Annotated in this window: 18 protein-coding genes; 13 read left to right on the forward strand and 5 right to left on the reverse strand. The window is 73.1% G+C overall.

The window, feature by feature from the left end; genetic code table 11:
- Window position 1: 1 nt before the first annotated feature.
- The 5 genes from ACZ4WQ_RS16485 (at window position 2) to ACZ4WQ_RS16505 (ending at window position 3997) form a co-directional block, all read left to right on the forward strand.
- Complete coding sequence (locus ACZ4WQ_RS16485; RefSeq protein WP_311726366.1) at window positions 2-952, forward strand: response regulator transcription factor; 951 nt, start codon at window positions 2-4, stop codon at window positions 950-952.
- A 191-nt stretch (window positions 953-1143) separates the two neighbouring features.
- The gene (locus tag ACZ4WQ_RS16490) at window positions 1144-1686 is read left to right on the forward strand and encodes a hypothetical protein (RefSeq protein WP_468022250.1); all 543 of its coding nucleotides are present in this window, start codon (window positions 1144-1146) and stop codon (window positions 1684-1686) included.
- Window positions 1683-2003, forward strand: a complete 321-nt coding sequence (locus ACZ4WQ_RS16495; RefSeq protein ID WP_311726364.1) for a hypothetical protein — start codon at window positions 1683-1685, stop codon at window positions 2001-2003. The genes ACZ4WQ_RS16490 and ACZ4WQ_RS16495 overlap by 4 nt, the downstream gene beginning before the upstream one ends.
- Window positions 2004-2055: 52 nt before the next feature.
- Window positions 2056-3126, forward strand: coding sequence for an ATP-binding protein (locus ACZ4WQ_RS16500; RefSeq protein WP_398370850.1), 1071 nt, complete (start codon window positions 2056-2058; stop codon window positions 3124-3126).
- 88 nt (window positions 3127-3214) lie between these two features.
- Window positions 3215-3997 (forward strand): SDR family NAD(P)-dependent oxidoreductase, encoded by a 783-nt coding sequence (locus ACZ4WQ_RS16505; RefSeq protein WP_468022251.1) that lies wholly within the window; start codon window positions 3215-3217, stop codon window positions 3995-3997.
- A 5-nt stretch (window positions 3998-4002) separates the two neighbouring features.
- On the opposite strand, the gene ACZ4WQ_RS16510 is transcribed toward ACZ4WQ_RS16505, so the two are convergent.
- From ACZ4WQ_RS16510 to ACZ4WQ_RS16525, 4 genes are all read right to left on the reverse strand, one after another.
- Complete coding sequence (locus ACZ4WQ_RS16510) at window positions 4003-6675, reverse strand: caspase, EACC1-associated type (RefSeq protein ID WP_468022252.1); 2673 nt, start codon at window positions 6673-6675, stop codon at window positions 4003-4005.
- 174 nt (window positions 6676-6849) lie between these two features.
- Entirely contained in the window at window positions 6850-8043 is a 1194-nt protein-coding gene (locus ACZ4WQ_RS16515; RefSeq protein WP_468022253.1) for an FAD-dependent monooxygenase, read from the reverse strand.
- Between the two features lie 169 nt (window positions 8044-8212).
- Entirely contained in the window at window positions 8213-9853 is a 1641-nt protein-coding gene (locus ACZ4WQ_RS16520) for a penicillin-binding transpeptidase domain-containing protein (RefSeq protein ID WP_468022254.1), read from the reverse strand.
- Window positions 9854-9959: 106 nt separating this feature from the next.
- On the reverse strand, window positions 9960-11747 hold the full coding sequence (locus ACZ4WQ_RS16525; protein ID WP_468022255.1) for a dolichyl-phosphate-mannose--protein mannosyltransferase: 1788 nt from the start codon (window positions 11745-11747) through the stop codon (window positions 9960-9962).
- A gap of 146 nt (window positions 11748-11893) precedes the next feature.
- On the opposite strand from ACZ4WQ_RS16525, the gene rsmI reads away from it, so the two are divergent.
- The 6 genes from rsmI to ACZ4WQ_RS16555 all read left to right on the forward strand — a co-directional run bounded on the left by rsmI (window position 11894) and on the right by ACZ4WQ_RS16555 (window position 18302).
- Entirely contained in the window at window positions 11894-12772 is an 879-nt protein-coding gene (gene rsmI, locus ACZ4WQ_RS16530) for a 16S rRNA (cytidine(1402)-2'-O)-methyltransferase (protein ID WP_358843247.1), read from the forward strand.
- 160 nt (window positions 12773-12932) lie between these two features.
- Entirely contained in the window at window positions 12933-13397 is a 465-nt protein-coding gene (locus tag ACZ4WQ_RS16535) for a hypothetical protein (protein ID WP_311726355.1), read from the forward strand.
- Window positions 13398-13533: 136 nt separating this feature from the next.
- On the forward strand, window positions 13534-14547 hold the full coding sequence (locus ACZ4WQ_RS16540) for a TatD family hydrolase (RefSeq protein WP_468022256.1): 1014 nt from the start codon (window positions 13534-13536) through the stop codon (window positions 14545-14547).
- A 93-nt stretch (window positions 14548-14640) separates the two neighbouring features.
- Window positions 14641-15843, forward strand: coding sequence for a ubiquitin-like domain-containing protein (locus ACZ4WQ_RS16545; RefSeq protein ID WP_468022257.1), 1203 nt, complete (start codon window positions 14641-14643; stop codon window positions 15841-15843).
- 28 nt (window positions 15844-15871) lie between these two features.
- Complete coding sequence (gene rsmA / locus ACZ4WQ_RS16550) at window positions 15872-16738, forward strand: 16S rRNA (adenine(1518)-N(6)/adenine(1519)-N(6))-dimethyltransferase RsmA (RefSeq protein ID WP_311726352.1); 867 nt, start codon at window positions 15872-15874, stop codon at window positions 16736-16738.
- Window positions 16739-17369: 631 nt separating this feature from the next.
- On the forward strand, window positions 17370-18302 hold the full coding sequence (locus ACZ4WQ_RS16555; RefSeq protein ID WP_468022258.1) for a 4-(cytidine 5'-diphospho)-2-C-methyl-D-erythritol kinase: 933 nt from the start codon (window positions 17370-17372) through the stop codon (window positions 18300-18302).
- A gap of 6 nt (window positions 18303-18308) precedes the next feature.
- Here ACZ4WQ_RS16555 and ACZ4WQ_RS16560 read toward each other — a convergent pair whose 3' ends face one another.
- A complete protein-coding gene (locus tag ACZ4WQ_RS16560) occupies window positions 18309-18752 on the reverse strand; it encodes a hypothetical protein (RefSeq protein WP_468022259.1) in 444 nt (147 codons plus the stop codon).
- Window positions 18753-18896: 144 nt separating this feature from the next.
- On the opposite strand from ACZ4WQ_RS16560, the gene ACZ4WQ_RS16565 reads away from it, so the two are divergent.
- Window positions 18897-20723 (forward strand): ABC-F family ATP-binding cassette domain-containing protein, encoded by a 1827-nt coding sequence (locus tag ACZ4WQ_RS16565; RefSeq protein WP_311726349.1) that lies wholly within the window; start codon window positions 18897-18899, stop codon window positions 20721-20723.
- Between the two features lie 289 nt (window positions 20724-21012).
- A complete protein-coding gene (locus tag ACZ4WQ_RS16570) occupies window positions 21013-22854 on the forward strand; it encodes a hypothetical protein (protein ID WP_468022260.1) in 1842 nt (613 codons plus the stop codon).
- Window positions 22855-22987 lie beyond the last annotated feature (133 nt).

The raw sequence follows: 22987 nt of genomic DNA on the forward strand, positions 1-22987 counted from the left end.
CATGGCGTTCGAAGCGGAACGGGACGACCGGCAGCCACTCCAGGTGGCGGTGGTCGAGGACCACGAGATGACCAGACGCGGCCTGGTGGAGGCGCTGAACGACGACCCCAGGCTCACCGTGGTCAGCGAGGTCGACTCGGTCAGAAAGCTGCGCATCAGCGGCGCGGAGTACGACGTGTGCGTGGCCGACCTGATGGGCGTGGCGACGGCCGAGGAGTTCGCCGAACTGGTGCGCCGCTCCGACGTCGTCGTCTGCACCGCCGCCGAGCAGTGGCGCCAGCGAGTGGCCCCCTGGGTGTGCGGGGCGAAGGCGGTGTTCGGCAAGACGGTGGGGCCCGCCGTGCTGGCCAACGCGGTCTGGGACGCCCGCTACCACCCGGACTGGCTCAAGCCCCACCTGGCCGACGCCCTGGAGACGGCGGTGCGCGAGTGCGGGCTGACCCTCCCGCCGTATCTCGCCGAGGTGCTGTTCAAGACGGCGCGGGGCGGGCGCGTGCCGTGGATCCTGGAGGAGCTGGGCGTCCAGGAGGACCAGTACTGCAAGGACCTGTCCGAGTTCCGGCAGCAGTGCGTCCAGGCCGGTCTCGGCCAGCTCACCCTGCTGGACGCGCTCTACATGGCCGCGTCGGCCGAACAGGCGCCGCCCCGCGAGCCCGTGGTGTTCTCCGACTGGGCGGCGGGCCTGAGCGAGGGCCAGGTCCGGGTGCTGGAGTGGTACGCGGACGGCTACTCGTACGAGGAGACCGCGGCCGCGCTGAACGTGAAGGTCTCGACGGTCAAGACGCAGATCGACCGGGCGATGACGGCCTGCGGGATCAGTTCGAAGCCCGCCGACGTCCGGATGATGTTCGCGATGTTCGTATGCTCCCGGCACACCAACCCCGACCTGCTGCTGCGCAGGCTCAACGCGCTGGGCGCGCACCCGCCCCGGAGGCTCACGGCCGAGCGGTGACCGGCCCGGCCGGCCCGGTGCGGCGCGTCGGATTCCGTCCCATCCGAGCCGGGCTCTGTCGTATCGGAGGACGACAAGGGAGGGCGCGATTACCCGCCCTCCCGGGGGACGAAGAGTGACAGGCGCGGCGAGGAGCATCGAGACAGGCCCCCGCGGGGTGCGGGGGTCCGGGGAGCCGGGGGGAGACACACATGTCCGACGATCAGGCGGTCCGGGGGACGCCGCGCGAGGTGAGGCGCGGGACGACGAGCAGGGCGCCCAGCGGGCTGACGGGCGCGGTGCCGGGCGGGGCCGCGGTCGGGGCGGCGGGCGCGGCCGCGGGCGGGGTGACAGGCGCGGCGGCGCAGGGCGACCGGCTGCTGGACACCGCCGACCGGATGCTCCGCCGGATCGTCCGGCTCGTGGAACTGGGCGACCAGGTCGACGAGGCCAGGAGCGGCCTCGTCGCCAAGCGGCTGCCGCGCCACCCGGTCCTCGGCTACTCCGACGTGGTGGCCTTCCTGGTGCGCAACCGCGCCACGGTGCCGGAGGCGGCGGGGGGCGCGGTGCTCCGGCGGCGCAGGGGCCGCGAATACCTCGTCCAGACCTTCTACCTGGACGCCGACGGCACCCCGCTGCACCGCGCCGAGCAGGCCGAGGCGCCGGTCTGGGTCTGCCGGGCCCAGCGCCTGGACGAGGAGCTGGCGGCCGCCTTCGGCGACGCGGACCTGATCGTCTTCCAGGGAGGGGCGTGACCGTGCTGAGTCTGCTGGCGACCGTCCTCCTCGGGCTCGGCGGGCTGGGCGCCGTCGCGGTGGTCTACGTCGTGATCGTGACCATCGAATACCTCGCCGACTGGTTCCGGGCCCGCAGCGAACGGCTCCAGCTCGACACCGACCTGCGCTGCGTCACCGTCGCGGAGTCCATCCGCGACGGCAAGGTCAGCTACATCCAGGGCGTGTTCGACACCGCTCGCGAGCAGTTCGTGGAGAGCCGCCGCGTCAAGGGCGAGCGGGCCGACGAGCGGGTGCGCGGCGCCCACCGGACGCACCAGGTCGCCGTGTGGGGCTGACCGCCGACCACATGCCGACCACCGCCGTCCACGCGGCGAGAGGAGGACCGCAGTGAAGTGGAACAGCAGGCCCGAGAGCCACCCCGGATGGCCCGGCGGGCCGACGCCGCGCCCCGCCTTCGCGGTCAGCGGCATCCCCGGCGGCACCGACGAGGTCGAGGCGGCCCTGCTGCGCAGCCGGCTGATCGCCGCCGTGGACGCCTTCGGCGGCCACCACGGACCGGAGCCGCTCACCGTCACCGTCACCAACCGGCCACCCGCACAGACCAGGACGGAGGCGGTGGCGGCGGACAGCCCCTCGGTGGCGGAGCGCGCGCAGGACTTCACGGCCGGCGCCCCGCTGTACACCTTCGACCGGCTGGTGCTCCCCGGCCGGACGATGGAGCAACTGCTGCGCGCGATCCACATCGTGGAGCGGCGCCGGACCCTGTTCGACGACTGGGGGCTGCGGACCATCCAGCCGCACCCCAGCTCGGCGGTGAACCTCGAAGGCCCGCCCGGCACGGGCAAGACGATGGCCGCCCACGCCATCGCGGACCGCCTGGGCCGCCCCCTGCTCGCCGCCCGCGCCTCGCAGCTGGAGAGCAAGTACCACGGGGAGGGCCCCAAGAACCTGGACGCGCTCTTCCACGCCGCCGCGGCCCAGGGCGCGGTGCTCTTCCTCGACGAGGCGGACGGGTTGATGTCCGCCCGCTTCGAGACCGCCGGCCACGGCTCCGAGCACGCGGTGAACGCCATGCGCAGCGAACTGCTCACCGCGCTCGACCGGTTCGAGGGGCTCGCGGTGTTCGCCACCAACCTGGTGTCCAGCTACGACACCGCCTTCGACAGCCGCGTCTGGCACGTCCGCTTCCCGCGCCCCGACGAGGCGGCCCGCGCCGCGATCTGGCGCCGCCATCTGCCCGGGACGCTGCCCCAGGCCGGCGACGTCTCCCCGGAGGCGCTCGCCGCGGTCGGCGAGGTCACCGGGCGGGACATCCGCCGCGCGGTGATCGACGCGGCGGCGGAGGCGCTGCTGACGGGGCGGGGGCGGGTCGGCCAGGCCGATCTGCTGGCCGCGCTGGAACGGGTCAGGGCGAGCCGCCCCGAGCGCCCGGCGCCGCCCCCGGCGCCACCGGGATGACTGCGCACGCCCCCGGCCGGGCAGTGACCATGACGGCGCCCCGCCACCGGGCGGGGCGCGTCGAGGTGCTCGGCGGAAGGAGCGGAAGTTGCGGCGGTTCGAGGGCTATTCGGTCGTACTCACCGGAGCGGGCCGCGGCATCGGCGAGGCCACCGCCCGCCGCTTCGCCGCCGAGGGCGCCCGGGTGCTGATCACCGATCTCGACGGCGAGCGGGCCGCGAAGGCGGCCGCGGCGATACGGGCCGACGGAGCCGAGGCCGAGTCGCTGGCCTGCGACGTCGCCGACCGTACGGCGGTGGAGGCCGCCGTCGCGCACGCCGTGGAGCGCTTCGGGGCGCTCGACGTACTCGTCAACAACGCCCTGTCCTGCACCCCCGACACCCCGCTGTTCGAGGACCAGCCGGACGACGGGTGGCACCAGGACCTCGACATCACCCTCACCGGCGCCTTCCGCTGCGCCCGCGCCGCGCTGCCCCACCTGGCGGCGGCGGGCGGCCGGGGCGCGATCGTCAACGTCGGCTCGGTCAACGGCGAGCAGGACTTCGGCAACCACGCCTACAGCGCCGCCAAGGCGGGCCTGGCCAGCCTCACCCGTACCCTCGCCGGGCACGCCGCCCGCCGCGGCGTCCGCGTCAACCTCGTCGCCCCCGGCACCGTCCGCACCCCCAACTGGGACGGCCGGGAGGACGTCCTCGACCGCGCCGCCCGCGTCTACCCCCTGGGCCGCGTCGGCGAACCCGCGGACATCGCCGCCGCCATCACCTTCCTGGCCTCCACCGACGCCGCCTGGATCACCGGCGTCACCCTCCCCGTGGACGGCGGCCTGCTGACCAGCAACCTGGGCCTGTGGGACGCCTTCACGGGGGAGTGACGGGGCTAACGCGCGACCCCCAGCGACGCGAAGTCGTAACTGCCCGCATAGATGTGGCTGGTGTAGACGTTGGTCAGCCGGGAGCCGCGCCAGGTGTAGTTCTTCTGGAAGACCAGGGGGACATAGCCGGCGGCGTCGGAGACCCTCCGGTTGATCTGACGGTAGGTGTCCCTGATCTCCTTGCGGTCCTGCTCGGCGATCGCCTTGTCGAAGAGGCCGTTGATGGATTCGTCATCCAGCTGGGCGAGGTTGACATTGCCCGAGCTCGGGATGAAGCGGCCGTCGACCAGGGGCTGGAGAAATCCCTGGCCGGACGGGAAGTCGGGCAGCCAGCGCCCGAGGATGATGCCGTAGCCCCTCTTCTTGACGGTCGAGGGCGTGCCCACGGCCGTGTAGTAGTTGCTGAGTTCGATCCGCTCGATGGTGATCGTGATCCCGACGGACGACAGCGACTGCTGGAGCGCCTCGGCGGCGGAGAGGTCGTCAGGGCTGCTGGCGCGCACCGGGATGGTGGTCCGGAAGCCGCCCGGCTTGCCGCAGGCCGCCAGCTCCTTCTTCGCCTCGGCGGCATCGGGCCTTCCGCCGTTTTTCAGGACGCCGTACGGATCGTCGGTGGGGTTCGCCCCCTCGATGCCCGGCGGGAGCATGTTCGTGGCGATCTCACCGGTGGCGGGGCCGCCGAGGGCTGTCTGCACGGACCGCCGGTCCGTGGCGTAGACGATCGCCTTGCGGCAGTGGATGTTGTTCAGCGGTTTGACGGTCCGTGGCAGGGCCAGATAGCGGATGCCCCAGGTGTACGGGTCGTCCAGGCGGTCCTTGAACGTGCTGGTCTGGGCCTTGGCGATGGCCGCCTTGGAGAGCGAGGCCGGTTCGAGGTCCAGGTCGTAGCTGCCCGCGAGGAGCCGCTGGCTCCTGGCGTTGTCGTCCGGGACGATGTCGACCGTGATCCGGTCGGGCAGGGCGGTGCGGACCGGGTCGGAGGTCTGGTTCCATTCCCCGTTGCGGACCAGCTCCAGCGACGCGCCCGGCTTGTACGAGCCGAACTTGTACGGCCCGGAGGAGAACGGGCGCTCCGTGTACTTGGCCTTGGTGTCCTTCGCACTCGGCACGGGTGAGCCGGTCGGCATCGCCAGCATCTGCTCGAAGTCGCTGTTCGGCTCGGCCAGATGGAAGACGATGGTTTTCGCGTCAGGGGTTTCGATGGTTTCGAGGCCCTTGTCGTCCTTGTAGGGGCCCTTGTACTTTCCGTCGGGGTCGAGGACCTGCCGGAGATAGCTCGGGCCGCCGGGGAGTACATCGGTGGCCCAGGCCCGCTCGATGCCGTATTTGATGTCCTCGGAGGTGATACCCGAGCCGTCTTCCCAGGTGAGCCCGGAGCGCAGGGTGTAGGTGTACGTCTTGCCGTCGTCGCTCACCTCGGCCCTGCTCGCCGCGAGGTCCGGGACCAGCTCGGTGCCGCCCTTGTCGGGCTTGGGGGCGTAGGTGACCAGCTGGCGGGTGAAGTAGCGGGAGAAGTTCCAGGCGTATCCGTAATAGGTGCGCTGCGGATCCCAGTAGTCGGCGTCGTTCCTGCCGACGAACTTCAGCGTGCCGCCCCTGGCCTTCGACGGGTTGACGACGCTCTTGGTCGCGGCGTTGTACACCGGGCCCGGGAGGGGCTTCGGGGAGCCCGTGGCCGTCGGCGACGGCTTCGCGTCGTCCTTCTTGGGGGAGTCGTCCTCCAGCCAGCCGTTCACCAGCGGGATGCCGGCGGCCAGCAGGCCGCCGACGACCACCGCCGCCACCGCGGAGCGCACCAGGATCCGGCGGTTTCCCGGCCCGCCGCCGCCGGGGACCGGGGCGGCCGCCGGGGGCCAGCCGGGCGGTGGCGGGGGCGGGGCGGACGGCGGCGGGGGAGCGCCGGCGGGCGCGTACGACGGGGGCGTCGGGCCGTAGACGGGCTGGGCGGGGGCCGCGTTGCGCGCCAGGGCCAGGCCGCCCGCCATGCCGCGGCGGTCGCGCCTGTGCGGCAGCGGGCGCCCCTTCGCGCCCAGCGCCGCGTACACCTGCCCGTAGACCGTGTCCAGGTCGAGCAGCTCCGGCCCGCCCGGCACCCCGTCGCCCAGCAGCCTGAGCAGCTCGCCGGTGAAGGCGGTGTGGGTCTCGCCGGGCGGGGCGAACGCGAAGCTGCTGTCGGGGACGGCGGCCAGCAGACAGGCGCCGTCGACCGCGGCGCGTTCCATGACCGCCTCGACGCCGTCGACGTAGCCGGGCGTCTCACCGCTGAGGCAGCAGTCGAGCAGCATCACCCGCCGGCCCGCCGGGCCGTCGGACATGACATCGCGCAGCGTGCCGTACGGCAGCCCCGTGTAGGACCGCTGCCGCAGCGACCCGGCGAGGCTGAGCACCAGCTCCCCGCGGCGCGGCTCCACCAGGCCGTGGCCCGCGAAGTACACCAGCAGCGTGTCGGTGGCCTCCTCGGCCGCGGCCCGGACGGCGTCCAGGACCTCGACCGCGTCCTGGGGGTTCTCGATCACGGTGCAGTGTTCGGCGGCCAGCCCCCAGGACTGCGGGGCGCACAGGGTGGCGGCCAGCGCGCGGAGATTGTGCGCCACCTGCGGGAGCTGCTCCAGGTGGTCGTAGCGGCTGGTGCCGATGAGCACCGCCCGTGAGGCGCCCGCGGCGGGCAGGAGTGTCACGGCCGCCGCCCCTCTTCCGCTCCGGCGGGCGCCTGGGCGGCGCCCGGCCGCCGCGCTCCCCGCACATCACCGCACACGTCAACGTCGATCCGCAACGAGCCCCCCTTGAGTGACGACGGTCTCATATTCTGCCTCAACCCAAGGGAGGCCGGGGTGGCTGGACCGTCCGTACCGTCAGTAGTCCCTGACCGCGTAGGAGTTGGTGACGTCCTCGCCCGCCCCGAGCTCGTCGGCGAACTCCCGCGCCTCCGCCTCGCCCAGCTCCGCCGCGTCCCGGGCGTCCATCACGGCCTTGTTGGTCAGCGCGAGGTCCTGGTTGGCGGTCACGTACGCGCGCAGTTCCCGCTCGTACGCCGCGAACGCGGCCTCGTGGTCGCCGTCCGCGGCCCTGAGCTCGCCCGCCAGGACGTACGCGCCGACCAGGGCCATGCTGGTGCCCTGGCCGGACAAGGGCGAGCCGCAGTAGCCCGCGTCGCCGAGCAGCGCCACCCGGCCGAGGGACCAGGAGTCCATGCGGATCTGGGCCATGGAGTCGTAGTGGAAGTCCGGGGCGCCCCACATGTACTCCAGCAGCCGCGGCAGCTCCCACCCGGACCCCTCGAACTGCCCGGCGATCAGGCGCTTCTGCTCCCGCGGGTCGCGGGCCACGGACTCGGCCGGGGGCTTGTCCCAGTCGAAGCCGACGTGGACGCGGACCTCTTGGTTGCAGCGCACGCTCATCACGAGCGCGCCCCACAGCCTGCCCGGCATCCGGTGGACGATCTGCCAGCGGTCCAGGTCCAGGTAGTTGGGCGCCGTCCACACGGCCGTGGAGGTCCCGAGGTGGTGGAGAAAGTCCTCCTCGGGTCCGAAGACCAGCCCGCGGGTGTGGGAGTGCACCCCGTCGGCGCCCACGACCAGGTCGAAGGCGCGCCGCGCCCCGCCGCGGAAGACGACCCGCACCGCCTCCGCGTCCTGCTCCAGCCGGTCGATGGAGTCGCCGTGGACGTACTCGATCCCGGCGCCGCCCGCGTCGGTGACGATCGCGGCGAGTTCGTCGCGCAGGATCTCGATGTCGGGGCTGTCGAGGTCGCCGCCGCTGAGGGTGCGCTCGGTGGTGCGGAACAGCTCCCGGCCCTCGGCGTCGACCGCCGACATCCCGCGCAGTCCGGTGCGGCGGTCGCGGATCCGGTCCAGGACGCCCATGCGGCGGGCCACCTCGAGCGCGGGGCCGCGGACGTCGACCGCGTGCCCGCCGGGACGCGGCCCGGCGAACTGCTCGACGACGGTGACCTCGTACCCGTACCGGTCCAGCCAGTAGGCGAGCGCGGGCCCGGCGATGCCGGCCCCCGAGATCAGCACGCTCTGGCGACGCTTCTCGTGGCGCATGGTGACTCCCCATCAGTGGTGATCGGACAGCCCCGATGCTGGTCCGGGCCGCCGACGCACCACCGACGCACCACCGACACGCGCCGGACACCCCCGGGCAAACGCCGACGCGGCGCCGACACGGGCCCGAAGGCCCTGCCGACGCCGCGTCCGGTCGTCCGTTGCGGTCTCAGCCCGCGCGCAGCACCGAGGCCACGATCGGCCCCGCGGAGTCACCGCCGTGGCCGCCCGCCGGGACCACGGCCGCCGCCGCGAGGTCGCCGCTGTAGGCGGTGAACCAGCCGTTGGGCTCCTTCTGTCCGTCGACCTCGGCCGAGCCGGTCTTGGCGCCGAAGTCACCGCTCATCCCGGACATCGCCTGGGCGGCGGTGCCCGCGGTGGCGGTCAGCTTCATCAGGCTCTTGAGCTGCTGCCGGGTGCCCGGCTTCAGGGCGCGGGGGGCCTTGGCCAGGGTCCGGTTGTCCAGCGAGGGGGAGACCAGGTAGGGCTGGCGGAAGGTGCCGCTGGCGACGGTCGCCGAGACCGACGCCATGTTGAGCGGGTTCATCCGCACCCCGCCCTGCCCGATCAGCGAGGCGCCCTTGGAGGCGGCGGTCTGCACCGGCACCGCGCCGTCGAAGGAGGCGATGCCGGTCTGCCAGTTCAGCCCGATGCCGAAGACGTCCCGGGCCTCCTTGGTGAGGTCGTCGTCGGCCAGCTCGGGGGCCTGGCTGATGAAGGCCGTGTTGCAGGAGCGGGCGAAGCTCTGCTCGAACCGGCCGCCCTTGATCTCGAACTTTTTGTCGTTCTGGAACTTCCAGCCGCCGTACGAGAAGTACTTCGGGCACGGGTGCGGCTTGCCGTAGCCCGCGAGGCCCTTGTCGATCAGCAGCGCCGAGGTGATGACCTTCATGGTCGAGCCCGGCGCGTACGACCCCTGGAAGGCGGTGTTGAACCCCTGGGCGGGGGAGTTGGCGACCGCGAGCACCTCGCCGGTGCTCGGCTTGACCGCCACCACCGAGGCCTTGGGCCGCTTGTTCACCGCCTGCTCCGCCGTGGCCTGAAGCTTCGCGTCGATCGTCGTGTGGAGCGTGCCGGCCTTGCCCTTGGAGAGCACCTTCAGCGTCTCGTCGGCGGACTTGGAGCCCTTGGCGCGGGAGATCCAGGTCTCCACGCCCGGCGTGCCGCCGGCCTTCTTGCCGTACCGCTCCCGCAGGCCGTCCAGGATCGCCTTGAGCGTCGGGTGGTCGGCGGCCGTCAGCTCGGCGCCGTCGCGGTCGACGGCCTTGATCGGGGGCGTGCCGGCCGGGCCCGTCTTGAGGGCGTCCCCGGCCCCCAGCTTCGGGTGCACCACCGAGGGTTTCCAGTCGACGACCGCCGCCCCGGTGGTGGTGTCGCGGGTCACGGTGAGCGCGGATTCATACGTCCAGGGGACCTGCCGCCCGCCGTAGGAGATCTGGGCGTTGACCGTGAACGGCACCGTACGGTCGGTGCGCTGCCCCGCGGCCAGCGTCACCTTTCCGATGTGGGCCTTGTCACGGTAGGCGGTGAGCGCGGCGGTGGCGGCCTTGTCGTCGTCCGTGAGGGCGGCGGCCTTCGCGGTCTGTCCGGCGGACCAGGCGGCCAGGAAGTCCTCGGCCGTGGTCTTGACCTCGGCCGCGCTGGGCGGGCCGGTCTTCACCTTCTTGACCACCGGCTTCTCGTCCCCGGCCCCGGTGTCCGCGCCCTCCTTCGAACCGGTCGAGCCGCTCTCACCGCTGCCGCAACCGGCGACCCCGACCATGGCGGCGAACACCGCACCGATGACCGCGGCTCTCGCGCCACTCCGCATTGCAGAACCCCCACAGTCCTTCGAAGCCCTCCACCGCTCGATGGCGGGCGTGGTCCGGGGCACTCTACCGGCATCGCGGACGCGGCCCCGGCCCCCGACTGGCCCGTCAGATCCAGGTGTCGAGCCAGATTCTGGCCCGCCATTGGTCCATCGGCAGCGTCTGACCTGTGTAGAGGGGGAAGAAGTAGATGAAATTCCAGATGATGAGCAGCACCAGCACACCCGCGCCGACCGTGCCGATCACCCGCCGGTTCTCCGTCGCTCCCGGCGGCCCCAGGATCGCGCCGACCATCATCGCCACCGCCAGGCACAGGAACGGCACGAAGACCACGGCGTAGAAAGAGAAGATCGTGCGCTCCTGGTACAGGAACCACGGCAGATAGCCCGCGGCCAGGCCGCACAGGATCGCGCCCGCCCGCCAGTCCCGCCGCAGCGCCCAGCGGAACAGCAGATACGCCACCGCGAAGCAGGCCGCCCACCACAGCAGCGGGGTGCCCAGCGCCAGCACCTCGCGCGCGCACTTCTCGGTCGCGTCCTTGGGGCAGCCGGCCTCCCCGGCGGACGGGGACTCGTAGAAGTAGGAGACCGGGCGGGACTGGACCAGCCAGCTCCACGGGTTGGACTGGTAGATGTGCGGGTCGTGCAGGCCCACGTGGAACTTGTAGACCTCGGTCTCGTAGTGCCACAGGCTGCGCAGCGGGTTCAGCCAGGCCCAGAAGTCGTGGTCGCTGTAGCCGCCGCCGCCCTGCGACTTCGGCGTCTCGGCCCAGTGCCGGAAGTAGCCGCTGCGGGTCCAGCCGGTCTTGGGGCTGTAGCGGCCGGTGGAGGTGAACCAGCCCCACCAGGTGGCGAGGTAGGTGACCAGCGCCACAGGGACGGTCGCCAGGAAGGCCCACAGGGTGTCGCGGCGCAGCACCGAGCGGAAGGGCTTGCGCGCGCCGGCCGTGCGGCGGGCGCCCATGTCCCACAGGACCGTCATCACACCGAAGGCCGCCAGCACGTACAGGCCGTTCCACTTGGTGCCGGCCGCGAGCCCCAGGCACACCCCGGCCGCGATCCGCCACGGCCGCAGGCCCAGCTTCAGCCGCGCCGCGACCTCCGCGTCGGGGCGGGCGGTGCCGTCGGGGTCGACCGGCAGGGCGGCGGCGAGCCGCGCCCGTGCCTGGTCGCGGTCGACCAGCAGACAGCCGAAGGCGGCCAGCACGAAGAACATGACGACGAGGTCGAGCAGCGCGGTGCGGCTCATCACGAAGTGCAGGCCGTCCACCGCCAGCAGCACGCCCGCCAGGCACCCCAGGAAGGTGGACCGGAACAGCCGCCGTCCGATCCGGCACAGCATGAGCACCGACGCCGTGCCGAGCAGGGCGACCATGAACCGCCAGCCGAAGGGCGTCAGGCCGAAGAGCTGCTCGCCGACCGCGATGACCCACTTGCCCACCGGCGGGTGGACGACATACCCGGCGGCGTCGCTCAGCGGGATCTGCTGGGGATCCCCGATGATCTTGGCGTTGGCGTTTTTCGGCCAGGTGCCCTCGTAGCCGAGCCGGAGCAGGGCCCAGGCGTCCTTGGCGTAGTACGTCTCGTCGAATATGACCTTGCGCGGGCTGTCGAGGCGCCAGAAACGCAGCAGCCCGGCGAACAGCGCGACCAGCAGCGGACCGCCCCAGCCGGTCCAGCGGGCGATCCGCGCCGCCGCCGGCGGGGCCGCGCCCAGGGCCTCCCACAGCCGCGTCCCCGGCTGTGCGTATGGGGGCACCAGCCGCTCCCGTACGTCCGACCGCGGACGGCCCGCGTATCCGAAGCGGCGCAGCCGCCGCTGCCAGGCAGGCGGATGCTGGCCGGCGGCTCGGCCCGGCTGGGCGTGGGTCGCGGTGTCACTCGTCACCCGGCCCATCGTAGGGAAGGGGACTGTGGGAGTGGCGAGCCAAGTCGTCCGGCCGGGGACGCGGGGCCTGACGACGGGGCCGCGGACGGGGCTGCGGTCGGGGTTCGCCGTCAAGTTTTCCGGGGCCCGGCGGGCGGGCTGCGAGGATGGAACGCGTGACAGGAACGCTGGTACTGGCAGGGACCCCCATCGGCGACACGCGGGACGCGCCCCCGCGGCTGGTCGCCGAGCTCGCGGCCGCCGACGTGGTGGCCGCCGAGGACACCCGGCGGCTGCGCCGCCTCACCCAGGCGCTGGACGTGCAGCCGCGCGGCCGGGTGGTGTCCTACTTCGAGGGCAACGAGGCGGCCCGTACGCCCGAACTGGTGGAGGCGCTGGCGGGCGGCGCGCGGGTGCTGCTGGTCACCGACGCGGGCATGCCCTCCGTCTCCGACCCCGGCTTCCGCCTGGTCGCCGCCGCCGTCGAGCAGGGCATCACGGTCACCGCGGTGCCCGGGCCCTCCGCCGTGCTCACCGCGCTCGCGCTCTCCGGGCTGCCGGTGGACCGCTTCTGCTTCGAGGGCTTTCTGCCGCGCAAGCCGGGCGAGCGGCTGGGGCGGCTGCGCGAGGTCGCGGCCGAGCGCCGCACGCTGGTGTACTTCGAGGCCCCGCACCGCCTGGACGCCACGCTGGCCGCCATGGCCGAGGTGTTCGGCGCGGACCGGCGGGCCGCCGTGTGCCGCGAGCTGACCAAGACCTACGAGGAGGTCAGGCGCGGCCCGCTGAAGGAGCTGGCGGCCTGGGCGGCCGAGGGCGTACGCGGCGAGATCACGGTGGTGGTCGAGGGCGCCGCCGAGGCGGGTCCTGACGAGGCCGATCCGGCCGAGCTGGCCCGCCGGGTCGCGGTCCGCGAGGAGGCCGGGGAGCGCCGCAAGGAGGCCATCGCGGCGGTCGCGCAGGAGGCCGGGGTGCCCAAGAGGGATGTGTTCGACGCCGTCGTGGCGGCAAAGAACGCGGCACGATCGGATCCCGGCGAAGGTAAAGGGAAAGGCTGAAAAGCAAAGGTTAGGCCGGGTGGCGGGGGCTTTGGGGCATCCGGCCGCCAAATCTCATTCAAGAGGTGGAAGGGCAGCTGCGCTCGGGCTCTTAAAGGCGTCCACTAGAGGTGGGACGTCCAGTCCCGGAAGACTTGTCCTGCGGACAAGAGGAGTTGCCATGAGCGAAATTGCGGGTACCTCGAGCGGCGTTCGCCCGATAGCCCACACCACCACCGACGCGACGGACGGGGAGGTCGCCCATGAGGCGTACGCCTTCGCGTGCATGAAGTGCGGGCACGGCTGGGAGCAGTCGTACGACATCGAGCACCACGTGGACGCCGAGGGGAGGGCGTTTGTCGTCTACTTCACCGACGGCCTGCGCGTACGGTCCCCGCTGACCAGCCCCAACTGCCACAACTGCGGCGCCGACCTCGTGCGCATCATGAGGTCGGGCCAGGTGTCGACGGCCCTGCGGAGCCTGACCGGGCAGCCCCGGCGGCGCGGCCGGCGGGCGGCCGGCGCGGACGGCGAGGCGTCCGACGGCGCGTCGGCCGCGCAGGCCCCACGGGAGGAGCGGCAGCGCCGTGGGCACCACTGGCATCTGTCGGATCTGCTGCACCCGTTCCAGAATCACCGGAAGTGAATCGCCGGTGGTGAGTCCGGTCACACGCATATGAGCCGGACCATATTCGAATGAGCGCCTCCGGGGCGCGATTCTTTGGATTCCCCCGGATTTCCGGATTTTCCTGGCTCCCCCGAGCATTCATAGAATCGCGCTCATGGCGCAGAACACAACGACCCCCGGCGGCAACGCCACCAAGAACAGTGCACAAAGCGCACAAAAGGAAAAGGACGCCCCGCCGCCGCTCCCCGAGCCGCTGCGGGTGCCGGTCGCCGATTCGCACACCCACCTGGACATGCAGTCCGGCACCGTCGAGGAGGCACTGGCCAAGGCCGCCTCGGTCGGCGTGACCACCCTCATCCAGGTGGGCTGCGACCTCGCCGGGTCGCGCTGGGCGGCGGAGACGGCCGAGGCCCACGAGAACGTATGGGCCACCGTGGCCCTGCACCCCAACGAGGCGCCGCGCATCGTCCACGGGACCCCTCCTTCTGGGGGGCAAGCCCCCCAGGCCCCCCGCGACGGCCGGTCCCGGCAGGGCGCGCGGGAGCCCGGCGGCGAGGCGGCCCTGGACGCCGCCCTCGAGGAGATCGCGGCCCTCGCCGCGCTGCCGCAGGTGCGGGGCGTCGGCGAGACCGGCCTCGACTACTTCCGCACCGGCCCCGAGGGCATCGCCGCCCAGGAACGGTCCTTCCGCGGTCACATCGCCATCGCCAAGCGGTACGGCAAGGCGCTGGTCATCCACGACCGGGAGGCGCACGAGGACGTGCTGCGGGTGCTGGCCGAGGAGGGCCCGCCCGAGACCGTCGTCTTCCACTGCTACTCCGGCGACGCCGCCATGGCGAAGATCTGCGCGGCCCATGGCTACTACATGTCCTTCGCGGGCAACGTCACCTTCAAGAACGCCACCCCGCTGCGCAAGGCCCTCGCCGTCGCCCCGCTCGACCTGCTGCTGGTGGAGACCGACGCGCCCTTCCTCACCCCGGCCCCGTACCGCGGACGGCCTAACGCCCCGTACCTCATTCCGCTCACCCTGCGGGCCATGGCGGAGGTCAAGGGCGTCCCCGAGGACACCCTCGCGGCCGCCGTCGCGGCCAATACCGCGCGGGTTTTCGGCTATCGCGCGCCGGTTTCCGGGGCCGGAGAGCCCGGGGAAGGGCGTCACGTACAGTAATCGTACCGCTTTGGAGAGTCGTCGCGGCTCCGCTACAGTCCCGGAACTCATGCCCTGACCAGTGGACTTGTGGAGTGTTTCCGGAGTGTTGTCGTGAGCCGTACGCAGGGAGGCCGCCGCCGGGCCGCGGGCGGCCACCGCGGCGCGGGCGGCCGGGCCGCCGCCCGCCGGGCCGGGCGCCGCAGGCAGCGGGCCGCCCGGCCCGAGCAGCTGCGCCGGCTGCTGCCCCAGGCGCTGGTCGTCGCCGCGCTGGCGGGCGGCACCTCCGCCTTCGTGGCCCAGGACAAGGCGGTACGGCTCAGCGTCGACGGCCGCCCCCGCACCCTGCACACCTACGCCGAGGACGTCGAGGAGCTGCTCGCCGACGAGGGCGTGGAGATCGGCGCCCACGACCTCGTCGCCCCCGAGCCCGGGCAGGACCTCGTCAGCGGCGACCGGATCGCCGTCCGCTACGGCCGCCCGGTCACCCTCACCCTCGACGGCGAGCGCCGCCGGGTGTGGACCACGGCCGGCACCGTGGACGGCGCGCTGCGCCAGCTCGGGGTGCGCGCCGAGGGCGCCCATCTGTCCGCGTCGCGCTCCGCCGCGATCTCGCGGCGCGGCCTGGACCTGGACGTACGGACCGAACGCACCGTCACCTTCATGGCCGACGGGCGCGAGCACACCGTCCGCACCAACGCGGCCACCGTCGCCGACGCCCTCGCGGAGACCGCGATCGCCCTCCGCGGCCAGGACACCACCTCCGTGGCCCTGGAGAGCTTTCCGCGCGACGGGCAGACCGTCTCGGTCATGCGGATCAGCGGCCGCGAGGAGGTACGCGAACGGGACATCCCCTTCCCGACCGTCCGGCGCGCGGACCCCACCGTCCTCCAGGGCGCCGAGCTGGTGGCCGTAGCGGGCGAGCCCGGCCTCGAGCGGACCACCTACCTGGTGCGCACCGTCAACGGCGTCCGGCAGCGGCCCCGGAAGCTGAAGACCCGCGTGGTGCGGGAGCCCGTGGCGCGCGTCGTCCGCGTCGGCACCAAGCCCCGGCTGCCGCAGTCCGTGGCCGGCGCGGAGGGGCTGAACTGGCAGGCCATGGCGCGCTGCGAGTCCGGCGGCCGGGCGGACGCGGTCGACGGCACGGGCCGCTACGGCGGGCTCTACCAGCTCGACCAGGGCACCTGGCACGACCTGGGCGGGCAGGGGAGCCCGCAGAACGCGCCCGCGGACGAGCAGACCTACCGCGCGAAGAAGCTGTACGTCCAGCGGGGCGCAAGCCCCTGGCCGCAGTGCGGCCAGCGGCTGAACCAATAGCCCCCGCAAGGGGCCGTAAGCTTCACCGGTGAGCTCCACCCACTCCGATGTCCTGCTCGGCCCCGCCGACATCCGCGAACTGGCCGCCCGGCTCGGCGTGCGCCCCACCAAACAGCGCGGTCAGAACTTCGTCATCGACGCCAACACCGTCCGCCGGATCGTCCGGACCGCCGACGTCCGGCCCGACGACGTGGTCGTCGAGGTCGGCCCCGGGCTCGGCTCGCTGACCCTGGCCCTGCTGGAGGCCGCGGACCGGGTCACGGCCGTCGAGATCGACGACGTCCTCGCGGCCGCGCTCCCCGCGACCGTCCAGGCCCGGCTGCCCGGCCGCGCGGACCGCTTCGCGCTCGTCCACTCCGACGCCCTGCGCGTCACGGAGCTGCCCGGCCCCGCGCCCACCGCGCTGGTCGCCAACCTCCCGTACAACGTCGCGGTCCCGGTGCTGCTGCACATGCTCGACCGCTTCCCCACCATCGAGCGGACCCTCGTCATGGTCCAGGCGGAGGTCGCCGACCGGCTGGCGGCGGCGCCCGGCTCCAAGGTGTACGGCGTGCCGTCGGTCAAGGCCGCCTGGTACGCGGACGTCAAGCGCGCCGGGGCGATCGGCCGCAACGTCTTCTGGCCCGCGCCGAACGTCGACTCCGGCCTCGTCTCCCTCGTCCGCCGCCCCGCGCCGCGCACCACCGCCACCAAGGAGCAGGTCTTCGCGGTGATCGACGCGGCCTTCGCGCAGCGCCGCAAGACGCTCCGCGCGGCCCTCGCGGGCTGGGCCGGCTCCGCGGCGGCGGCCGAGGCCGCCCTCACATCGGCCGGCGTATCCCCCCAGGCCCGGGGCGAGGCCCTCACGGTCGAGCAGTTCGCGGCGATCGCGGAGCGGGGCCCGGCGGCGGCGTAATTCCCCCACCCCGCCCCTCCCCGATCCCCGGTCTGCGCCCCGGACCCCGCTGCCGGGGCTGTGCCCCGGGGCCCGCGCACGGGGTGGCGCACCCAGCCCGGCGAGCCACCCCCCGGCCCCGGCCCCGGCCCCTGCCGGGCCTCCCTGCCCCGGCCCCGCCCCTGTCGGGTCCCCCGGCCTGGCGCCGCGGCCCCGCTCGGGGTGGTGCCCGGGGCACCGGAGGCTGCGCCCGGACCCGCTGAGTCGTGCCCCGGATTCCCTCCCGGGCGCTGCGCCCCGGACCCGCCGGGGCTGTGCCCGGCCCCTGCTGCCCCCGCGGGGCGGCGCCCCGGCCCGGTGCCCCGCCCCCCGCCGGGCCGGGGGTTGTGCCCCGAGCACTGCGGGCTGCGTCCCGGCCCCGCAGGGGGCCGCGCCACGCCCCTGCGGGGGTGCGGTCCCGGGGTCCTGCCCCCGAACCGTCCGCCGGGGTGCGGCCCGGAGTTCGGATTCGGGTTCTCGGTCGCCCCGGACGCCTCCGGGGTCCAGGGGGCGGAGCCCCATGGTTCGGGAAGGGGCGGGTAGGGGACGGGCTCGCCGCAGGCGCGACAATGGGGGCGCCGTCGTAGCCGGACCCGCCGAGGAGAAACCAGCCGTGACCCGATCCGTGACCGCCCGCGTGCCCGCGAAGGTCAATGTCCAGCTCGCGGTGGGCGGCCTCAGGCCGGACGGCTTCCACGACCTGGCGAATGTCTTCCTGGCCGTGGGGCTGTACGACGAGGTGACGGCCACCCCGGCCGACGAGCTGCGGATCACCGTCTCCGGCGCGGACGCGCACCACGTGCCGCTGGACCGCACCAACCTCGCCACCCGCGCCGCCCTCGCGCTGGCCGCGCGCCACGGCGTCGAGCCGCGGGTCCATCTGCACATCGCCAAGGACATCCCCGTCGCGGGCGGCATGGCGGGCGGCAGCGCGGACGCCGCCGGGGCGCTGGTGGCGTGCGACGCGCTGTGGGGGACGGCGGCGTCGCACGCCGAGCTGCTGGAGATCTGCGCCGAGCTGGGCAGCGACGTGCCGTTCAGCCTGGTGGGCGGCGCGGCCCTGGGCCGCGGGCGGGGTGAGCTGCTGACCCCGCTGGAGACCGGCTCCACGTTCCACTGGGCGTTCGCCGTCGCCGAGGGCGGCCTGTCCACCCCCGCCGTCTACCGCGAGTGCGACCGGCTGCGCGCCGCCGACGGCCAGGGGGCCACGGTGGACGACGTACCGGACCCCGAGCCGTCCGCGGCGCTCCTGGAGGCGCTGCGCACCGCGGACGCGAGCGCGCTCGCCGCCGCCGTGACCAACGACCTCCAGGCCGCCGCGCTGTCGCTGCGGCCCGCCCTGGCCGACACGCTGCGCGCGGGCACCGACGCGGGCGCGCTCGCCGCGCTGGTGTCCGGCTCGGGCCCGACCTGCGCCTTTCTCGCCGAGGACGCGGAGGCGGCGGCCGCCGTCGCGAAGGCCCTGGCCGCCTCCGGCACCTGCCGTGCCGTACGGGTGGCCACGGGGCCCGCGGCGGGGGCGACCGTCGTCCCCGCCACCGCGTGACGCGCGCTACCCGCCGATGATCAGCAGGTTGATCAGCCAGGCGATGCCGAGCGCCACGAGCGCGGCGCCCCACACCACGCGGCCGAGCACGCGCTGGGAGAAGGCGCCCCAGGTGCCGGCCAGCGCGGCGACCAGCGAGGTGTAGACGGCGAGGTAGACGATCGTGTCCTGACCGGCGTCGGTGCAGATGAAGCGGGTGTCGCCCATGCCGCACTCGGACCCGGCGGACATCGTGATCATGGGGAGGAACATCAGGGTCAGCCCGGCGCCCAGCCACACCGCACCGACCGCCACCGCCCTGATGGCCCTCAGTCTGCGCTCCGCCCCCCGCTGGACGGCGGCCCGCGCCGCCTCGGCCAGCCTCGCCTCGGCCAGCTCCTGCTCCAGGTCCGCCTCGACCGTCCCCGCAGCCGTCCCCGCACCGGCCCACAGGCTCCTCGCGTGATCCATGGCAGAGGACGCTAGGAGCGAGATCATCCGCGGGACATCCGTACAGATACTCAAGCGCGGTACTTACCGCGGACGGCTGCGTGCCCGGACCGCTTCGCGCGGCGACTACCCTGGGACGCTGATCGATCCGCGTACAGGAGTGTGATGGCCACCAACTTGGTCAACGTCGAAGCCGTCGGCAAGGTGTACGGCACCCGGGCGCTGCTGGACGGCGTCTCCCTCGGGGTGAACGAGGGCGACCGGATCGGCGTCGTCGGCCGCAACGGTGACGGCAAGACCACCCTGATCCGGATCCTCGCCAAGCTGGAGCCCGCCGACACCGGCCGCGTCACCCACGCCGGGGACCTGCGGCTCGGCGTGCTCACCCAGCACGACTCGCTCGACCCCGCCGCCACCGTCCGCCACGAGGTCATCGGCGATCTCGCCGACCACGAGTGGGCGGGCAACGCCAAGATCCGGGACGTGCTGACCGGGCTGTTCGGCGGGCTCGACCTGCCGGGCTTCCCGCAGGGCCTGGACACCGTCATCGGCCCGCTCTCCGGCGGCGAGCGCCGCCGGATCGCGCTCGCCAAGCTGCTCATCGCCGAGCAGGACATGGTCGTCCTGGACGAGCCGACCAACCACCTCGACGTCGAGGGCATCTCCTGGCTGGCCGGCCATCTGCGGGCGCGCCGCTCGGCGTTGGTGGTGGTCACCCACGACCGCTGGTTCCTGGACCAGGTCTGCACCCGGATGTGGGATGTGCAGCGCGGTGCGGTGCACGAGTACGAGGGCGGCTACAGCGACTACGTGTTCGCGCGGGCCGAGCGGGAGCGCATCGCCGCCACCGAGGAGGCCAAGCGGCAGAACCTGGTCCGCAAGGAGCTGGCCTGGCTGCGCCGCGGCGCCCCGGCCCGCACCAGTAAGCCGCGGTTCCGGATCGAGGCCGCGAACGCGCTGATCTCGGATGTACCGCCGCCCCGCGACTCCGCGGAGCTGATGAAGTTCGCGAACTCGCGCCTGGGCAAGACCGTCTTCGACCTGGAGAACGTGACCGTCCAGGCCGGTCCGAAGGTGCTGCTCAAGCATCTGACCTGGCAGCTGGGCCCCGGCGACCGGATCGGCCTGGTGGGGGTGAACGGCGCGGGCAAGACCTCGCTGCTGCGGGCCATGGCCGAGGCGGCCGCCAGCGACGGCGAGCGGCAGCCGGCCGCCGGCCGGGTGGTGGTCGGCCGGACGGTCAAGCTGGCGTATCTCTCGCAGGAGGTCGCGGAGCTGGACCCGTCCTGGCGGGTGCTGGAGGCCGTGGAGCAGGTGCGGCAGCGCGTCGACCTGGGCAAGGGGCGGGAGATGACCGCCTCGCAGCTGTGCGAGAAGTTCGGCTTCACCAAGGAGAAGCAGTGGACGCCGGTCGGCGACCTCTCCGGCGGTGAGCGGCGCCGGCTCCAGATTCTGCGGCTGCTCATGGACGAGCCGAATGTGCTGTTCCTCGACGAGCCGACCAACGACCTCGACATCGAGACGCTGACCCAGCTGGAGGATCTGCTCGACGGGTGGCCGGGCTCGCTCGTGGTGATCAGCCACGACCGGTACTTCATCGAGCGGACGACGGACCGGGTCCTCGCGCTGCTGGGCGACGCGGCCCTGCGGATGCTGCCGCGCGGCGTCGACGAGTACCTGGAGCGGCGGCAGCGCGCCCAGGCCGCCGCCGCGGCACCGGCGGCCGCGGCGATTTCCCGCCAGAAGGCCGCGGAACAGTCGGGCGCGGCGCAGAAGTCGGCGGCCGAGCAGCGCGCCGCGAAGAAGGAGCTCCAGAAGATCGAGCGGCGTCTGGACCGCATCGGTGAGCAGGAGTCGGAGCTGCACGAGCGGATCGCCGAGCACGCCACGGACTTCGCGAAGGTCGCGGAGCTCGACGCGCGGCTGCGGGAGTTGACGGCGGAGCGGGAGGAGCTGGAGACCAGCTGGCTGGAACTCGCCGAGGACGTCTAGCGAACGTCTCGCGGACGTCCGGCGGGGCGCACGGCCGACGCCGCCCCGCGGCGGTGTGTGAAGGCGGTGTGGACAAGGGCAACGGTCGCGTCACGGGCCGGTCTCAGCTGTTCGATGAGGCTGAGACCGGCCCTTGGCCTGATAGCACCGGGTGATAGAAAGAACTCCCGCTTGCCTGCCGCTCACTGGCGGGTTGCGTGTCCGATTCGCTCCTTCCTGGTGGGCTTTGAACCCCGGGATCGCGGGGGAGGCCGATCGGCTCACGGACCCGCGCTCTAAGGACAATCCGATGTCACAGCCGCCTCCGCCGCCCAATCAGCCGCCGCAGGGTGGCTTCGGCGCACCGCAGAACCCGTCGTACGGCTATCCGCAGCAGCCCCCGGGCACCCCGCCCGCCCCGGGCTACGGCTATCCGCAGGCGCCGGGCCAGCCGCCGCAGGCTCCCCAGGCCCCGCCGCCGCCCCCGCCCGGACCGCCCCAGACTCCTCCGCCGTCGGCCATGCCGCAGACGCCCCCACAGGGCGCCGGGGGTTACGGCTATCCGCAGCCGCAGTCCGTGCACGCGCAGCCGACGCAGGTCGGCATGCCCGCGCCGCAGTTCCCCTCCGGGCAGCAGCCGCAGTACGGATACCCGCCCCAGGCCCCGTACCCGGGCGGCATGCCGGGCGCGCCGGGCGGCCAGGGCGGCGGCAACCAGTCCAAGCAGCGCATGATGATCATCATCAGCGCGGTGGTCGCGGTCGCGCTGATCGTCGTCGGTGGCATCTTCTTCGCCACCAAGGGCGACGGCGGTGGCGACGACCAGGCCAAGGACAAGGACAAGGACAAGAAGACCAGCCAGGGCAGCAGTTCGGGGACGACGGGCGGCAAGGACGTGCCCGCGCCCGAGACCGTCCAGGGGAAGCTGATCAACAAGATCGACATGCCGAAGGTGAAGGACCAGATCACCACCGAGGGCATGTGGGTCACCGACGACACCTTCGTGAAGGCCGATGTCTACAAGATCGTCGGCTATCCGCTGGACGGCGGGGACCCGAAGTGGACCATCCCGCTGGCGGGTCAGATCTGCTGGTCCTCGGCCCACCTCACCGAGGACGGCCTGACCACGGTCCTCTTCCAGGAAGCCAAGCCCTCCAAGGCGGACAAGTACCCCTCCTGCACGGAGGTCGGGCTGTTCGACCTGAAGAACGGCAAGATGGTCTGGCAGCGGCATGTGAACGACGGCGACCGGAAGATGCGCTTCGATGAGGTGACCCTCGGCGGCGGCACCGTCGCCGCGGGCGGCACCAGCGGCGGCGCGGCCTGGTCGGTCGAGGGCAAGGAGCTGTGGAAGCCGCAGCCCGGCGAGGAGTGCTCGGACGACGGCTACGCGGGCGGCGGCGACAAGCTGATCGCGGTGCGGCGCTGCGGTCAGTACGACAACCCGGAGCTGACGGTGCAGACGCTGAACCCGAAGACGGGCACGGTGAAGTCCACCTACAAGGTCTCCTCGGGCCTGGACTACGTCCATGTGGCGTCCACCGACCCGCTGGTCATCGGCCTCGACGCGGGTGACTCCACGGGCGCCTCGGTCTCCGACTTCCTGACGATCGACGACAGCGCCAAGGTGGGCAAGGTCGTCAGCAAGATCTCCACGGAGGGCGGCAAGTACGTCGCCGACTGCGAGACGACCGACGTCGAGGGCTGCAAGTTGATCGCCATCAGCAAGTCGGCGAACGCGCTGTTCATGGGGTCGGAGGACCGCCGCAGCGCGGCGGAGGGCACCACGGCGAACGAGGTCGTCGCCTTCAGCCTGGAGACCGGCAAGGCGATCGGCAAGGCCGACGGGGTCGAGCGCGCGGCGCTGACCCCGCTGGGCCTGGACAAGGACGGCTTCGTCATCGCCTACCAGGAGTCCACCTACTCCGCGGGCGGCGCGGTCTGGCGGATCGACCCCAAGTCCTACAAGAAGGACAAGCTGCTTCAGAACGAGGCCACCGCGCACGACATGGAGTCCAACTTCAGCGCGGAGTACGACGAGATCGCCTACGCGAACCAGCGGCTCTACATGAGCGACCGCTACGCCACCAAGCCCAGCAGCAGCTATGACGCGAACGACCCGCTCGCCGTGATCTTCGGCGCGGGCAGCTGATCGGCACCCAGGCCCCAGGCCCAGTCGCGGCCGGCCACGGCGGCCCCGCCCGTACGCAGCGTACGGGCGGGGCCGCCGCCGTTGTCGGCGGACGCCCGCATCGGTCCGATTCGGACGCCAACTAGATGTCAAG

The sequence above is a fragment of the Streptomyces sp. NPDC028305 genome (assembly GCF_055569495.1).

What these genes read in the sequence shown, in the direction of transcription:
- ACZ4WQ_RS16485 (WP_311726366.1), top strand. Translation starts at nt 2, where the DNA reads ATGGCGTTCGAAGCGGAACGGGACGACCGGCAGCCACTCCAGGTGGCG.
- ACZ4WQ_RS16490 (WP_468022250.1), top strand. Translation starts at nt 1,144, where the DNA reads ATGTCCGACGATCAGGCGGTCCGGGGGACGCCGCGCGAGGTGAGGCGC.
- ACZ4WQ_RS16515 (WP_468022253.1), bottom strand. Translation starts at nt 8,043, where the DNA reads ATGCGCCACGAGAAGCGTCGCCAGAGCGTGCTGATCTCGGGGGCCGGC.
- ACZ4WQ_RS16520 (WP_468022254.1), bottom strand. Translation starts at nt 9,853, where the DNA reads ATGCGGAGTGGCGCGAGAGCCGCGGTCATCGGTGCGGTGTTCGCCGCC.
- ACZ4WQ_RS16525 (WP_468022255.1), bottom strand. Translation starts at nt 11,747, where the DNA reads ATGGGCCGGGTGACGAGTGACACCGCGACCCACGCCCAGCCGGGCCGA.
- ACZ4WQ_RS16535 (WP_311726355.1), top strand. Translation starts at nt 12,933, where the DNA reads ATGAGCGAAATTGCGGGTACCTCGAGCGGCGTTCGCCCGATAGCCCAC.
- ACZ4WQ_RS16540 (WP_468022256.1), top strand. Translation starts at nt 13,534, where the DNA reads ATGGCGCAGAACACAACGACCCCCGGCGGCAACGCCACCAAGAACAGT.
- ACZ4WQ_RS16560 (WP_468022259.1), bottom strand. Translation starts at nt 18,752, where the DNA reads ATGGATCACGCGAGGAGCCTGTGGGCCGGTGCGGGGACGGCTGCGGGG.
- ACZ4WQ_RS16565 (WP_311726349.1), top strand. Translation starts at nt 18,897, where the DNA reads ATGGCCACCAACTTGGTCAACGTCGAAGCCGTCGGCAAGGTGTACGGC.
- ACZ4WQ_RS16570 (WP_468022260.1), top strand. Translation starts at nt 21,013, where the DNA reads ATGTCACAGCCGCCTCCGCCGCCCAATCAGCCGCCGCAGGGTGGCTTC.